General features: G+C 64.2%; 7 protein-coding genes. 4 read left to right on the forward strand and 3 right to left on the reverse strand.

The window, feature by feature from the left end:
* Positions 1 to 9 precede the first annotated feature (9 nt).
* Positions 10 to 1,554: an arabinosylfuranosidase ArfA gene (arfA, locus tag ACNJX9_RS10070; RefSeq protein ID WP_439408639.1), complete on the forward strand. Its 1,545-nt coding sequence runs from the start codon at positions 10 to 12 to the stop codon at positions 1,552 to 1,554.
* A 20-nt stretch (positions 1,555 to 1,574) separates the two neighbouring features.
* Here the strand turns inward: arfA and ACNJX9_RS10075 are convergent, their stop codons facing one another.
* Together ACNJX9_RS10075 and ACNJX9_RS10080 are read right to left on the reverse strand one after the other, a co-directional pair.
* On the reverse strand, positions 1,575 to 7,811 hold the full coding sequence (locus ACNJX9_RS10075; RefSeq protein ID WP_439408640.1) for an AAA family ATPase: 6,237 nt from the start codon (positions 7,809 to 7,811) through the stop codon (positions 1,575 to 1,577).
* 528 nt (positions 7,812 to 8,339) lie between these two features.
* Positions 8,340 to 10,130 carry a peptide ABC transporter substrate-binding protein gene (locus ACNJX9_RS10080; protein ID WP_439408641.1) on the reverse strand — a complete coding sequence of 597 codons (1,791 nt, stop codon included), beginning with the start codon at positions 10,128 to 10,130 and terminating at the stop codon, positions 8,340 to 8,342.
* Positions 10,131 to 10,584: 454 nt separating this feature from the next.
* Between ACNJX9_RS10080 and ACNJX9_RS10085 the strand changes: the two genes are divergently transcribed.
* Complete coding sequence (locus ACNJX9_RS10085) at positions 10,585 to 12,906, forward strand: molybdopterin guanine dinucleotide-containing S/N-oxide reductase (protein ID WP_439408642.1); 2,322 nt, start codon at positions 10,585 to 10,587, stop codon at positions 12,904 to 12,906.
* Positions 12,907 to 12,935: 29 nt separating this feature from the next.
* On the opposite strand, the gene ACNJX9_RS10090 is transcribed toward ACNJX9_RS10085, so the two are convergent.
* On the reverse strand, positions 12,936 to 13,511 hold the full coding sequence (locus ACNJX9_RS10090; protein WP_439408643.1) for a TetR/AcrR family transcriptional regulator: 576 nt from the start codon (positions 13,509 to 13,511) through the stop codon (positions 12,936 to 12,938).
* 146 nt (positions 13,512 to 13,657) lie between these two features.
* Between ACNJX9_RS10090 and ACNJX9_RS10095 the strand changes: the two genes are divergently transcribed.
* Both ACNJX9_RS10095 and ACNJX9_RS10100 read left to right on the forward strand, forming a co-directional pair.
* Positions 13,658 to 15,100 (forward strand): MATE family efflux transporter, encoded by a 1,443-nt coding sequence (locus ACNJX9_RS10095; protein ID WP_439408644.1) that lies wholly within the window; start codon positions 13,658 to 13,660, stop codon positions 15,098 to 15,100.
* Between the two features lie 144 nt (positions 15,101 to 15,244).
* On the forward strand, positions 15,245 to 16,039 hold the full coding sequence (locus ACNJX9_RS10100) for a MetQ/NlpA family ABC transporter substrate-binding protein (protein ID WP_439408645.1): 795 nt from the start codon (positions 15,245 to 15,247) through the stop codon (positions 16,037 to 16,039).
* Positions 16,040 to 16,152: the final 113 nt, after the last annotated feature.

Below are 16,152 nucleotides of genomic sequence, written 5' to 3' on the forward strand. Positions count from 1 at the left end.
AGGCAGGGTATGAGAAAAGCTAGAGTTCTGATGGATCGCGATTTTGCCATCGCTCGCACCGATCCTCGCTTGTTCGGGGCCTTCGTCGAACATCTCGGACGGTGCGTCTATGGCGGCATCTACGAGCCGGGCCATCCGACAGCAGACGACAAGGGATTTCGCGGCGACGTGCTCGCCCTGGTGAAGGAGCTTGGCCCGACGATCATCCGATATCCCGGCGGCAATTTCGTCTCCGGCTACAATTGGGAAGACGGGGTCGGCCCGGCGGAGAAGCGGCCGGTGCGGCTCGACCTCGCATGGTTCAGCACCGAGCCCAACAGCTTCGGCACGAATGAATTCATGGATTGGTGCAAGGCTGCCGATGTCGAGCCGATGCTGGCGGTCAATCTCGGCACGAGGGGCGGCGAGGCCGCGGCCAACCTTGTGGAATACTGCAATCACCCGGGCGGATCGGCCTGGTCGGATCTGCGCCGCTCTCACGGCTGGGAGAAGCCGCACGGTGTCAGGTTCTGGTGCCTCGGCAACGAGATGGACGGCCCTTGGCAGATTGGACACAAGAGCGCGGCCGCCTACGGGCCGGTGGCGCTCGAAGCCGCCAAGATGATGCGGTGGGTGGACCCGAAGATCGAACTCGCGGTCTGCGGCTCTTGCGGGCGCAGCATGCCGACGTTCGGCACCTGGGAAGACACGGTGCTCGATCAAACCTTCGATCATGTCGACTACGTTTCGCTGCATACGTATCTCAACAACTATCGGCGAGACAGCGCGGCCTTTCTCGCCAGCCCCGACCTGATGGACCGCTTCATCGACGAGGTCGTCGCATTGGCGGATGCCGCGGCGGCGCGACGTCGATCCGACAAGCGCCTGATGTTGAATTTCGACGAATGGAACGTCTGGTATCGAACCCGCCGCAACCGGGCCGATCGGGTCAAGGAAGGCTGGCCCGTGGCGCCGCCGATTCTCGAGGAGATCTACACGATGGAGGACGCGCTGGTTTTCGGCGGCGCCTGCATCTCGCTGCTCAACCATGCCGATCGGGTGAAGGCGGCCTGCCTGGCGCAGCTCGTCAATGCCATCGCGCCGATCATGACCGAGACCGGCGGAGCCGCGTGGCGCCAGACCATCTTCTTCCCGTTCGCGCACATGAGCCGCTTCGGTCGCGGCAAGGTGCTACGCATCCAGGTCGAGTCGGACGCCTACGACACCACCTACTACGATCCCCGGGGACCTCTGGAGCTGACCTTTCCGATCGCCAATGTGCCGTACCTCAAGATGGCTGCCGTCGCGGGAGAGGCCGGGACTGTTTCGCTGTTCATGCTCAACCGCGACCTCAACCAGGAGATCGAGGTTAGCATCGATGCACGGAATTTCGGCCGGCTCGCCGTGGCTGATGCCCTTCAATTGCGTCACGACGATCTTCAGGCGACGAACACCAGGGACGCGCCGGCGCGGGTGAAGCCTCAGCCGTTGCGGGGCGTGAGCATCGTTGGCGCGCAGTTGCGTGCGGTGCTCGCGCCGGCCTCATGGAACGTGGTTCATCTGTCGGCGGGCTGAGGTTGGCGAGCGGACACTGCCTATTGCGCGGCGACTGGACGTCCGCGCGACTCCAGGACCCGGCGAATGGCATGTGCCAGATCCGCCGGCCGGTACGGCTTGCTCAGCAGGGTGATATCAGGGTCGAGCCGACCGTCGTGCATCATGGCGGCTTCCGGATAGCCCGACATATAGAGCACGGGCACGCCGGGACGCCGCTGGAGCACGGCATCGGCAAGTTGGCGGCCGTTCATGCCGCCGGGCATGACGACATCGGTAAAGAGCAGATCGAACGCCGTGCCCAGGTCGACGAGAGCGAGGGCCTCCGGACCATTGGGGGCCGCGATCGTGCGATAGCCGAAGCTCTTCAGCTGCGCTTCGACATAGTTGCGGACCAGTTCGTCGTCCTCGACCAGGAGGATGGTTTCCCTGCCGCGTTGCAGCTCGCCCTTCGTCACTACGCGTGTGGAGGCTGCGGCCTGGGTCGAGCGCGGCAGGTACAGGCTGAAGGTCGTCCCCGATCCTTCTTCGCTGTCGATTCGAATATGTCCGCCGGACTGCTTGATGAAGCCATACACCATGCTCAAGCCGAGGCCTGTTCCCTTGCCAAGCTCCTTGGTCGTGAAGAACGGTTCGAAGATCTTGTCGCGGATTGTCAGCGGAATACCCGAGCCGGTGTCGCTCACCGTCACCAGGACGAAGTCGCCGAGCGCATTGTCCGGTCCTGGATTGTCGGGGCCAAAGCTCACATTCGCGGTGCCGAACGAGATCTTGCCTCCGCCCGCCATCGCGTCGCGGGCATTGACGGCGAGGTTGATCAGGGCAGTCGAGAGCTGGCCCGGGTCGATCAGCGCATGCCAGCAATCGGTCTGCAGCGTGGAGCCGACCTCGATGTGCTCGCCCAGCGTTGGCCGCAGCAGCTTTGCGGTATCGACAATGAGATTGTTGACGTCGACGTTGCGGGGTTGCAGCGGCTGCCTGCGCGCGAAGGCGAGGAGCTGCATCGTCAGATCGGCGCCGCGCGTGGCGGCATCGTCGATCATATGTGCAATGGCGACGAGGTCAGGCCGATCCGCAAGATCGTCGATCAGGATCTGGATGGTTCCGGTGATCACCGTCAGGATGTTGTTGAAGTCATGGGCGACGCCCCCGGTGAGCTGGCCGACGGCGTCCATCTTCTGCGCCTGGCGCAACTGCTGCTCGAGGCGCAGCCGCTGGCTGATGTCGCGTCCGATCACGATGATCAGCTCCTGGCCGCCCGTCGAGACGTGAGCGGCAGACATTTCGACATCGAGGCCCTTGTCGTCGGCGCCACCAAGGCGAAGCTGCAGCAGACCCGTCGAATCCGGCGCCAGCAATCTGGCGACCTCGGTTGGGTCGGCAGCAACGAGCATGGATCGGAACGGCAGGCCGATGATCTGCTCCCGCGGCCGTCCCAGCATCACACCGGCGGTGCGGTTTGCCTCGATCACGAGGCCGCTTTGGTCAAGCACCAGGATTGCGTCATGCGCCTGCTCCATGAGCAGGCGGTATTTTTCCTCGGCCTGCTTTCGCGCGGTGAGGTCGAGCACGAACGAGACGCACTGATCGGACGACCCGGCCAGCGAGGCGGACCCGATCAGGACAGGAACGCGGCTGCCGTCTTTCCTGATGAACTCCTTCTCCCGCGAGGCGGTCTGCCCCGATGTCCTGAGCTGTTCGACCCGCTGCGTGTCTTCGTCGCGATATTCCGCCGGGGTCATGTCGTTCCAGCGGATGGCCTTCGAGACCAGGTCCTGCCTGGAATATCCGGTCATGTTCAGGAAGGCGTCGTTGGCGTAGCTGATGTCGCCGCTGCCCTGCCAGAACAGGATGCCGATAATATTGGAATCGACGAGCCGGCGGATGCGCGCCTCTCGCTCCTGAAGATCGCGATAGAGCAGCGTGTTCTCCAGAGAGATCGCGGCCTGTGCCGCCAACAGGTCCAGCACCACCACCCGATCCGGCGTGAAGGCGTGCGTCGTCAACGTGTTCTCCAGATACAGCAAGCCGATCAGCTTGGCTTGTTTCAGCAATGGCAGGCAGAGCATGGATCTCGGGTGTCGGCGACGCACATAGTCGTCACCGTAGAGCGGATCGGGCCGCGTTGCGTCGTCGACGATGAGGGGCTTTTGCGCGCGAATGACGTAGCGCAGCAGGGCCTCCGGACAATCCGGTGTCGAGAGCGAGGTTTGACGCATCGCGACGGTGAACGCGTCGCCCCTGGATTGGCCCTCCGCCTCGATACGGAAGTCGTCGTGCCGCGACAGGATCAGCAGGCCGCGGTCTGCACCAGCGTTCTGCAGAACGATCTTCATCAGTGTCTCGATCAGCTTCGGCAGCTCGATTTCACTTGAGACGGCCTGAGACGCCTTCACCACGGTGGTAACGTCCATCTGCTGGATGGTCGGCCGGCTGCCGGAGCTGGTATCTTCGGCGACGTGGAGGCGCGGATAGAGGTGTTCGAGCTGCCTGACCTTTGGCTCGGCTCCCCAGCGGATAAATCCGTAGTGGGCATCGCGCAGATAGGCATTGGCGATCTTGTCGAAGCCGCGCGTCGTGTAGAATCGTCCGGCGAGCTCGTTTGCGATGGCTTCATTGTGAGGAAAGCCGTTTGCATGCGCCTCGGCGATCGCCCGGTCGTAGTATCGCATCGCATCGACCTCGCGACCTTCGACGCGGGCGATTTCAGCCGAGATGAGAGCGGCCCGGTCGGCGAAGTCTTCCGGGCTGATCTCGTCCAATTGCTGAAGCTCGCGGTGGTGGCGGGTCAGAGCGTCGTGATGCCGGGCTCGTTCGGCTGGGATGGCGACCTCGCAACACGCGGCCTCGGCCAAGGCCGCGTAGAAGCGAAAGTCAACCCGATCGAACAGGGCTTTCGAGGTCCACAAGAGCTTGTCGGCCTTTGCTGCGGCAGCGATGGCGGTGGGATCGTTGGCAAGCACGCGTGCCTGCAGCTTGCGGGTCCAGTACCAGAATCCGGCCTGCTCCAGGTATGGCTCGGTCTCGAGACGACGTTCAAACTGCGCCTCGTTGAAGTCGGCGTCATCGAAGCTGCCGAATTTCGCGGTGAGGCCGCGCAGCGACCGGATGAGCTGCAACTGCCCAATAATTCGATCCGCTGCAAGATCGACGTGCGCCCGGCGTGCGTAATCGAACCCCGCTTCGGCCTCCAGCTGCACTTCGGCAAGCGGATCGCCGCAAGCGAGAAGGTGCGTCAGGTGATGATGGCGGGTGAAGCTCGCATAGTTCACGTCGCCGACTTGCTGCGCAGCGTCGAAGGCGCGCTTCAGCCACGGGCGTCCTGTCCTCACATCTCGCGTCCAGCTGCCGAAGCCGAGATAGACGCGGGCCTTGAACCGGTCCAGTCCGTGCGTCTCGACCAGATCGAGGCCGAGCCGGGCAAAGCGATAGCCGGCAGCGTAGTCGCCAAAGTCGGGACCGAGCACGGTGGCGAGCACGATGTAGGCGAGGCACGAGGCATCGGAGTTGCCGTATTGCAAGCTCAGATTGGCCATGCGTCCGATGATCAGGCGTCGCAAGCCCTCATCGATGTACCAGGCCGGCGAAACCAGCACCGTAAGGACATCCATCGTTCCGCGCGCGACCGGATCAGTCATCTGCGGCAGATCGAGCAGGGCCTCGATCGGACGGTCGCCGATCGCCTGCCACATCCGCTGATATTCTCGCTGGACTTCATCCGGCGTTGGATGCGCGGACCAGTCGATGCCGACGCGCCGCAGATAGTCGAGCGCGGTCTCGACGTTGCGATCGCTTGGCTCCATCCGCAGCCGGGTGACCGCCGCGAGATCGGGCAGGGTGGCCGCTCGTTCCGCCAATTCGGCGAGGCGCGTGTTCGCCGTCGCGTGGTCGCCTGCGAGGAATTCGCATTCGGCGCGCTGCAGCGCCAGCGCGAAGCTGAGCGTGTAATGTTGCTCCCAGCGATCCCCGGGCAGCATGGCTTCGCCGGCCGCGAAGTGAGCGTGCGCCATGGCGAAGGCCGTTGCGGCCTTGGCGCGGCGACCGGCGAGCAGATTGAGCTCCGCCAGCCTGACGCGCTCCTCCGGTGCCGTGATCAAGGCTGCGCCGCGGTTGAGTTGGCTGACGATCTCGAAGACGTCATCCTCGATCGTTTCAGGCGCGACTCTCGCTGCGAACAAGCGGCCGATGCGCAGATGCGCCGCGGCCCGTCCTTGCTCCGGAATCAGTGCATAGGCCGCCTCCTGAAACCGGTCGTGGACGAAGCGATAGGCGCCAGCTTGCGGCTCGACGAATTCCTGGCGAACGGCAGGCCACAGATCGGCGTTCACCTGATCATCGGAGGCGTCGAGCACGATCGAAAGCACTGCCACCTCGGCGACATTTCCGAGGCAGGCCATCTGCTGCAGAGCCGTGCGTGTCGCCAGGGGCAGCCGGGTTAGCTTCCCCAGCATGAGGTCGATGACGTTGTCGGTGTACCGCTTGGCGTGAATCCGCTCGAGGTCCCAGGCCCAGCGCACGGCATTATGGTCGAACGCAAGCAGGCCTTCGTCGACCAGCGAGAAGATGAACTGGATGGCGAAGAACGGATTGCCTGCGGTCTTCTCGTGCACGAGCTGGATCAGCGGCGCAGCGTCACTCGGCTCGCAACGGAGCGTGTCCGCCAGCAACTGGCCGAGGTGCCTGCGACCGAGCGGCGCGAGCTTGATCTCCACCACCCCTCGCCCGCGCGCCTTGATGGCCTCGCGCATGCGCATGACGGGATGAGCGGAATCCACCTCGTTGTCCCGGTAAGCACCGATCAGCATCAGGTGCTTCAGCTCTGACCGCGTCAGGATGTCCTCGAGCAGCTCGAACGTCGCCATATCAAGCCATTGCAAATCATCGAGGAACAACACCAGGGGATGTTCGGCCCGCGCAAACACGCCGATGAATTGTTCGATCACGCGGTGAAAGCGGCTTTGCGCGTGCTGGAGCGGCAGCTCGGTGACAGGCGGCTGCTCGCCGATGACGGCCTTCAGCTCCGGAACGAGGTCCACGACGAGCTGTCCGTTTGGACCAAGCGCGCCGAGCAGGGCCTGGCGCCACTCGCTCAGCTCGGCGTCGCGTTTGCCGAGAAGAGGACGGACGAGGCCCTGGAATGCCTTGGCGAGCGTGGCGTAGGGGATGTCGCGTTTGTGCTGGTCGAATTTGCCTGACGCAAACAGGCCGTGCGACGGCACCAGCACCTTGTGCAGCTCGTTGACGACGGATGACTTGCCGATGCCGGAATATCCGGCGATCAGCGCAAGCTCCGGCGCGCCGCTCTTGGCGATGCGTTCGAACGAGGCGAACAACGTCTCGCACTCGGATGTCCTTCCGTACAGCTTCTCGGGTACGAGAAGTCGGTCCGGCGTGTCGTGCTGGCCCAGCGGGAAGTCGTCGATGGAACGCCGAAGCTCCCATTCTGCGAGGCAGCGTTGCAGATCCCGCTCGGCGCCGCCGGCGGTCTGGTAGCGCTCCTCCGCCATCTTGGAGAGCAGCTTCATGATCAGCCTGGACACCGTGCCGGGCACGTTGCTGCATCGCTTGACCGGCGCATCGGGCTCCCTTGCGACGTGACAATGCACCCATTCCATCGGATCATCAGCGGCGAATGGCAGCGAGCCGGTGACCATCTGGTAGAGCGTGACGCCGAGTGAGTAGAGATCACTCCGCGAGTCGATCGAGCGGTTCATGCGTCCCGTCTGCTCGGGAGAGATGTAAGCGAGCGTACCGGCGATCTGCTCGTGAGCTGCCGCGGACAGCCGTTCGCGGGGGCGGCGTGTTGCGAATCCGAAGCCGGTGAGATGCACGCCGCCATTGTTGCGGCTCACCAGGATATTTGCCGGTTTGATATCCTTGTGCACCAGGCCCTGTTGATGGACCTTGCCCAGCGCGGCAGCGATCTGGATCGCGAGACGCAGGAAGCTGCCCGTCTCCATGGGCGCGTCCGTCAGCCAGGTCAGCGGCTCGCCGCCGCGATCCTCGAGGATGAGAATGGTGCGGCCGTGATCCTGCAGCAGCTCGAGCGGCTTCGCCGCCCAGGCACCATCCAGTTCGTCCCTCAGCGCAAATTCGTGAGCCAGCCGGTCGAGGCTTTGCGGGCTTGGATGTTCCGCGGCCGGAACGACGGCCAGCACGACCTGCCGTTCACCGTCAATGCGTTCGCGGGAGGTGCGGCACAGCAGAATCCCGTCTTCGTCGCAGAGAACCTGCGGACCGTGGGCCCAGCCGGTGCCCATAAATGATGAGAGATTCATATCCGTAGACCGTGCCGTCGCCGGGTTCAGGTCCGAACCGTAACAGGCTCGCCCGGTCCCCACCTCATCCTCCGCAAGACCGCTCCGATGCGGCAACGCGCGCCGTTATCGTTGCTTTAGTTTCCGCGTGCGGGACGCATGAAGGGCAGGACGCACGTGCAACGCTTGGCACGATAAGGCTGGCCCCTCACGCCGTCATTCCGGTACCCGGTCCGATCGGCGAGGCCGGGCACCGTTAAATCGTATCATTTGCCTCAATCTCGTCAACGGACGGCCGACGAGACTTCGCAAAGTCCATTCGAGCACGTCGGCATGTAACAGAGGTCTCCTGCGGGTGACATCGCAACCTAGAGGAGAGAACGAGCGTCGGTGCTGGGCTGAAGCGACAATTCAGTTCGCTCAATTGGTTGGACGTTTGGTGCCGCCCGAGCTCTCGGACCAGCTGAAAAACGTCAGGTCCGGATCACGAGGGCAGAGTACTTGCGAAATCCATCGTGTTTCGATGGGTTTCGTCACGCTCTACAAAACCTATGTGTTCCGATACCAGCTCGCAATATTCCACGTCGTGACGTCCCACCCCGAGATGTCAGTCATCAGGCCATCGACGGCGCCGCCGACGATGTAGCGTGAGAGCAGCGGCAGGAAGATGTTGGCCTCGCAGAAGATCTCATCGACCTTGATCAGCAGCGCGGCGCGCTTGACGGGATCGAGCTCGTTCTGGGCGGCCTTGTAGGCCTTGTCGGCCTCCGGGTCGGACCAGCGCGAAACGTTGCGGCCGAGCCATTTGTTGTCCTTGCTCGCGATCTCCCAGGAGACGCACTGGTTCAGGAACCGCTCCGGATCGGGCTGGGGTTGCGTCGCATTGTACATTTCCATGTCGCAGTAGAATTTCGAGTAGGTGTCGGGATTGCCGACATCCGAGGAGAAGAACACCGACGCCGTGACCGATTTGAGTTCGATCTCGATCCCGGCCTTCTGGCAGGCCTGCTTGATGATGGCTTGCGCCTTCTGGCGCGGCGCGTTGATCGAGGTCTGGAACACGTATTTCAGTTGTTTGCCGTCCCTCGTACGAATGCCGTCGGCACCAACCTTCCAGCCGGCCTCGTCGAGAATCTTGTTCGCCTTCTCGATGTTGAATTCGTATTTCAGCTTGCTCGATTTGAACTGCGGCGGCTGGTTGACGAAGCTCGCCGTTGCGACGGCGGCGCGGCCGTAGATGAACTTCTGGATTCCTTCGCGGTCAATCAGCAGGTTGAGTGCCCGCCGCACGGCCGGATCGGACAGCGTCGGGTGCTTCGTCCTGGCGTTGGATCGTTCGCCGTCAACCTCGGTCCAAGGGTCCGTGGTGTTGAGGATGACGAACTCGATGCCGCCTGCGGTCGTGTACTCGACTTTGCCTTTGCCGCCGGTCTCCATGCGCTTGAGGATCTCGTCCTCGACCAGCAGATTCCACGCATAATCGTATTCGCCGGTCTGTAGCACGGCGCGCGCGGCAGAGACTGCGTCGCCGCCGCCCTTGATGTCGAACGTGTCGAAATAGGGTTGGTTCTTGACGTGATAATCAGGATTGCGTTCGGCCCGCAGCAGATCGCCGGGCTTGAACTCGACGAATTTGTAGGGACCGGTGCCGACCGGCTTCAGATTGCCCGGCGCGTCGCGCGATTTCGCACCGGCATAGTCGCCGAAATGATGCTTCGGCAGGATCTGGCCCACCGAGCCGACGAAGGGATCGGCCCAGAACGGGGTTGGCGCCTTGAAGATCACCTTGACGGTGTGGTCGTCGATCTTCTCGACAATGATGTCCTTGTAGGAGCCGGTAGTGTAGGCGGCCGTCGCCAGGTCGGCGGCGTACGTCCAGGTGAAGACGACGTCGTCGGCGGTGAAGGGCTTGCCGTCATGCCATCTCACGCCCTGCTTCAGCTTCCAGATCACGCTGGTGCCGTCAGCCGACAGCCCGCCATTCGCCTTGGTCGGGATCTCGGCGGCGAGACAGGGGATGAGATTGCCCTCCTTGTCCCAACCGGCGAGCGGCTCGAAGAAGATGCGTGAGGCGACCTGGTCCTTGGTGCCCAGCGCGAAATGCGGATTGAGCAAGGTGGGCGCCTGCCAGACCAGCATCCTGAGCGGACCGCCGCCGCCGGCTTTCGTCGGCTTGTAGGCCAGTGTGGCATTAGCCATCGCCACGTCGTTCCAGAGCAGGATCTGGCTCGCAATTGGCGCCGTGATCCCCGCTGCGGCCAACGTCCGCATGAAGGAGCGCCGCGACAGCGTGCCCTGCCTCACCTCCGCGATGAGCCCGCGGATGTCGTTTTCGTCCATCGGATGACCTCCACCTGCCACAACAACAGTCGTCACCGGCGCAGCCATCATGTTGCATCGTGGTGTGGGCAGCAATGCCGACAATGGTGGAAAGCGGTGCGACGAAATGCCGAGCCAGGACCGCGGGTAGTGTCAATCCAGAGAACGAGAAGACGCATCTCCAAGTTCGAACGCAGCCAGAAGATCGATGCCGGTGCGCCTTGCTCCGTCATTGCGAGCGCAGCGAAGCAATCCAGAATCCCTCCGCGGCGACAGTCTGGATTGCTTCGCTGCGCTCGCAATGACGCGGTTGGGAGCCGCGTGCTTCAAAAGGGCTGCGGTCCGCGGGAGGCGGCCATGCGCGCGGTTCCGCGCATCGGTATTCCGTTGCCCTGTACGCGCGGGCCTCACTATATTGGCGAACGATGCAACCGGAGCGGCCTGCGCGGCGCTTCCAGCGATTGAGGGCCACGCGATGGACGATACGATTGGCTTCCCCGACCCCGGCCTCGATTTGTCGGATGGCTTCAAGCCGCACACCTCGCATTGGGGCGTGTTTTCCGCACGCAATGGCGCGGCCGGGCTGGAGGTGAGAGCCTATGGCGGCGACCCCGATCCGAGCGGCATCATCGACAATTTCCCCGGCGCTCTGCGCCATCAGGTCCGTATTGGGCAGCCCGCCATCCGCAAGGGCTGGCTCGAGCGTGGGCCCGGGCCCGATGACAGGCGCGGCCGCGACGAATTCGTCTCCGTCAGTTGGGAGAAGGCGCTGGACCTGCTCGGCGACGAGCTCGCGCGCATCCGCGACACGCACGGCCCCGGCGCCGTGTTCGGCGGCTCCTATGGCTGGGCGAGCGCGGGCCGCTTCCATCACGCGCAGAGCCAGGTGCATCGCTTCCTCAACATCGCCATGGGCGGCTATGTCCGCTCGGTGAATTCCTATTCGTCCGGCGCGTCCTCCGTGCTGCTGCCGCAGATCCTGGCGGGCTATGAGGACATCACCAAGCGCAACGTCACCTGGGAGCAGGTCGCCGAAAAGACCGAGATTGTGCTCGCATTCGGCGGCATGGCGCTAAAGAACTCGATGGTGGCCGGCGGCTCGATCAGCAAGCATGTCGAACGCGGTGCGATGCAAGCAGCGCGCAAGCGCGGCTGCGAGTTCATCCTGATGAGCCCGCTGCGCGAGGATTTGCCGGCCGAGGCCGGTGCCGAGTGGATGACATGCACGCCAGGCACCGACACCGCACTGATGCTCGGCATGGTTCACACGCTGGTCAGCGAAGGCTTGCATGACCAGGCTTTCCTCGATCGCTACACGGAAGGCTGGCCGGTGTTCCTGCGCTATCTCACGGGCGAGAGCGATGGACAGCCCAAGCATGCCGAATGGGCTGCCGCGATCTGCGGCGTCGACGCGAGCGCGATCCGGACCCTGGCGCGGCGCCTTGCCGGCAAGCGCGCACTCATTACGGTCTCGCATTCGCTGCAGCGCGCCGAGCATGGCGAGCAGCCGGTCTGGATGGGCATGGTGCTTGCGGCAGCGCTCGGCCAGATCGGCCTTCCCGGCGGCGGCTACGCCTATTCGCTGGGCGCAATCGGCTATTACGGCCGCCGCGTCAACGACGTGCCGGGGCCGACGCTAGGGCAGGGGCGTAACGGCATCCGCGACTTCATTCCGGTGGCACGCATCGCCGACATGCTGCTCAACCCTGGAAGCACCTATCGCTACAATGGCGAGACGCGCACCTATCCGGACATTCGCCTGGTCTATTGGGCCGGCGGCAATCCGTTCCATCATCACCAGGACATCAACCGCCTGCGCAAGGCTTTTGCGAAAGTCGACACGCTGGTCGTGCACGAGCTCGCCTGGACTGCGACCGCGCGCCATGCCGACATCGTGCTGCCCTCGACCATGACGCTGGAGCGCGAGGACATCGGCTATTCCAGCAACGATCCGCTGATGGTCGCGATGCACCAGATCGCCGAGCCGTTTGGGCTGGCACGCGACGACTACGAGATCTTTGCCGATCTCGCCGATCGCCTCGGTGCCCGCGAGCCTTTCACAGAAGGGCGCAGCTCGCAGCAATGGCTGGCGCATCTCTACGAGCCGACCCGCGCCTCGCTCGCCAAGCGCGGGCTGGAGGCCCCGAGTTTCGAGGAATTCTGGAAGCGCGGCAGCCTGGTCGTGCCGCAGCAGCCCGACGACGGCGGAAGGTTGCGTAGCTTCCGCGAAGATCCGGTCGCGCATCCGCTGCCGACGCCGAGCGGACGCATCGAGATCTACTCGGCGAAGATCGCCGGCCATGGCGATGCGGATTGTCCCGGCCATCCGGTCTGGCTCGAGAAGAGCGATATGCCCAAGCCCGGCGCGCCGTGCTTTCTCGTCGCCAACCAGCCGGTGACGCGGCTGCACAGCCAACTCGATTTCGGCGGACACTCGCTGGGCGCAAAGCATCGCGGCCGCGAGGTTGCGCGGATGAATCCGCGGGATGCAGATGCGCGCGGCATCAAGGACGGCGACGTCATCCGCCTGTTCAACGCCCGCGGCGCGTGCCTCGCCGCGGTGCATGTCACCGATGGCATCGCGCCCGGCGTCGTGCAATTGCCGACCGGTGCCTGGTACGACCCGATGGACCCTGAGGACGACGCGCCGCTCTGTGTGCACGGCAATCCGAACGTGCTCACCCGCGACGTCGGCACCTCGTCCTTTGCGCAAGGCTGCACCGGCCAGCTCACCACGGTGGAGGTGGAGAAGTTCACCGGCAACCTGCCGCCGATCCGGGCGTTCGACCCGGTGTAGCCACACAGGGCGGTGGACATGCGAGCGCGTCAGCGCGCGTTCGCGATTGTCAGCGCGGCGTCCACCGCATTCTCCAGGATCTCGTCCGACAACTGCCTGTCGTTGACGGCGCGCGACAATTGCAGCGCGCCGACCATGGTCGAGTAGATGGTGATCGCCTTGCGCCGCCGCTCATCCGGGCTGCCTTGCCTGATCTGCTTCGCCATCAGCCCGACGAGGTCGGAGACCTTGTCGGTAAAGGCATCGCGTGTTGCCTTGGGGTGCCGCGCGATTTCGGCAACCAGCGCGGCGGTCGGGCAGCCCGTGCCGGCGTGGTCGCGGTGACGTGTCGAGAGATAGTCGCGGATCACGGTTTCGACCGCGACGCCATTCTCGAGATTGGCCTTGTGCCGCTCCTCGCGGCGGGTGAGGGCATCGGTCAGCACCTCCCGCACCAGCTCCTCCTTGGAGGCGAAGTGGGTGTAGAAGGCGCCGTTGGTGAGGCCGGCCTCCGACATGATGCCGGCAAGGCCGACCGCGGCGATCCCGCTCTCGCGGAATTTTGCGGAGGCGACCTCGAGGATGTGCCGGCGGGTTTCGTCCTTGTGTCCCTTATCGTAGCGCATGGTCCTCAGCTCCCTCCCGACCTCCGCCCAAAGACACGGCCACGGGATCGTGAGCTGTTCTCTATTGCATTACGATCATAATAATACATTATGAGCATAATGCAATGGCTGCCGCGGCAGCCCCGGAACAGAACAGGACCTCAGCCATGTCAGTCGAGGACGTCGCCGCGCAGCCCTTGTCCGCCCTGGAGGCCCCGGCGCGTAGCGCGGCACCGCCTCGCACCGTGGCGACGACCGCCGACCAGCGCCGTGCCGCGCTTCTGACCGCGCCGATCCTGCCGACGCTGCTCAAGCTCGCAGCGCCGACCGTGACCGTGCTGGTGGCGCAGACCGCGGTGAATATCGCCGAGGCCTATTATGTCGGTTATCTCGGCACCGATGCGCTGGCAGGTGCCGCGCTGGTGTTCCCGATCTTCATGCTGATGACCATGATGTCGAATGGCGGGTTCGGCTCGGGCGTCGCCTCGTCGGTGGCGCGCGCAGTCGGCGCGGGCCGTCGCGACGACGCCGATGCGGCGCTGTTCCACGCCGTCGTGCTTGCGATCATCGCGGGAGGGGTGTTCACGCTTGGCGTGCACTTCGGCGGCCCGGCGCTGTTCCGAACGCTCGGCGGCCGCGACGGTGCGCTCGATGCGGCCGTCACCTATTCCAGCTATCTGTTCGCCGGCGCGATTCCTGTGTGGATTGTCAACCTCCAGGCCGCCGCGTTGCGCGGCTCCGGCAACGTCAAGGTGCCTGCACTGGTGACGTTGATCGGCGCGATCGTGACCATTCCGGTCTCGCCGCTGCTGATCTTCGGCTTCGGCCCGGTCCCGAGCCTCGGCATCGGCGGCGCAGGCATTGCCTTTGGTCTCTATTACGGCGCGGCGATGCTGTTCCTGCTGCGCTACATGTCCTCGGGCTCCTCCGGGCTGCGGCTGCACGTCGTGCCGCTGCGCACGAAGATCTTTGGCGACATGCTCAAGGTCGGCATCCCCACCGCGCTCAATGCCGTGCTGACCAACCTCACCGTCATCCTCGTCACCGGCGCGGTCGGCCTGTTCGGCACCTCGGCGCTTGCCGGCTACGGCATCGCCTCGCGGCTCGACTACATCATGATCCCGCTGCTGTTCGGCCTCAGCACCGCGACGCTGACCATGGTCGGCGTCAACATGGGCGCGGGCCAGATTGCGCGAGCGCAGCGGATCGGCTGGGTCAGCGGCGCCGCGGGCATGATCATGACCGGCTCGATCGGCCTGATCGTCGCGATTGTTCCGACCGCCTGGTTGCATCTGTTCAGCCATGACGCCGGCGTCGTGGGCGAAGGCATGACTTACCTGCGCATCGTCGCGCCCGCCTATGCCGCGCTGGGGTTCGGCTTTGTCGTGACGTTCGCGGTCCAGGGCACCGGCCGGGCGCTCGGTCCACTCGCCGGCTCCGTCGTACGCATCCTGATTGCGGCCGGCGGCGGCTGGATCGCGGTGGCAAGCTTCGGGGTGGGAATGGCAGGGCTTGCCATCATGGTCACGGTATCGCTTGTCGCCTACGCTGCGATCTGCGTGTGGATCATGCTGTCGCCGTCGACCTGGCGTGCCGAGCCGCGCGCCTAGGAAGGCTTGCACCAGCCCCAATTTGGTTCATTTCCTATTTGCCGGCGAACGGAGAAGTGTTGCCCGCGGACGGCGGTCAATATGGATATTCATTTCATTGATTTCGCCCGGCGGAGAAGCGAATACGGTTCCCATCGATGAGTTATGGAGACCAAGATGTCGCTTCGCCCCACCCTGATCCTCGCTACCGTGCTCGCCGCGTGGTCGGCAGCCAGCTCGGCCGAGACCATCAAGATCGGCGTGACGCCGGGTCCTCATGCGCAGATTCTGGAGGCCGTGAAGCCGATCGCCGCCAAGCAGGGCCTCGACATCCAGCTCATCGAGTTCTCTGATTACGTGGTGCCGAACGCCGCGCTCGATGCCGGCGAGATCCAGGCCAATTCGTTCCAGAACCAGCCTTACCTGGACAACCAGAAGGCCGATCGCGGCTACAAGATCGAGGCGGTTGGCCTCACCGTGAACTTCCCGATCGGCGTCTATTCCAAGAAGCACAAGGCCTTCGCCGACATTCCCGACGGCGGCAAGGTCTCGATCCCCAACGATCCGACCAATGGCGGCCGCGTCCTGCTGCTGTTGCGCGACAAGGGCGTGATCAAGCTGAAGGACGGTGTCGGCTTCAAGCCGACCGTGCTCGATATCACCGAGAATCCGAAGAAGCTGAAATTCATCGAGGTCGACGCGGCGCAGGCGCCGCGCGCGCTCAATGATGTCGACGCCGCCGCGATCAACACCAATTATGCAACCCAGGCGGGCCTGGATCCGGTCAAGGATCCGATTCTGCGCGAGGACCCCAAGGGTCCCTACGTCAACCTGATCGCAGTGCGCAGCGCCGACAAGGACAAGCCCTGGGTCAAGATCCTGGTCGACAGCTATCACACGCCCGAGGTGAAGGAGTTCGTCCTCACCAAGTTCAAGGGCGCGGTGCTGCCGAGTTGGTAGGCAGCCTGCTTAGCCAAAGGTCTAGCGCAGGGGTGCGATCCCGGCGGGCAGCCTTGCGCTTTGCCCGCTTGTCTCCGGCGCCGGCAACCGACATCATCGGGATCCATCCTCGC

Source organism: Bradyrhizobium sp. BLXBL-03 (assembly GCF_051853015.1).
GTDB lineage: Bacteria > Pseudomonadota > Alphaproteobacteria > Rhizobiales > Xanthobacteraceae > Bradyrhizobium > Bradyrhizobium manausense.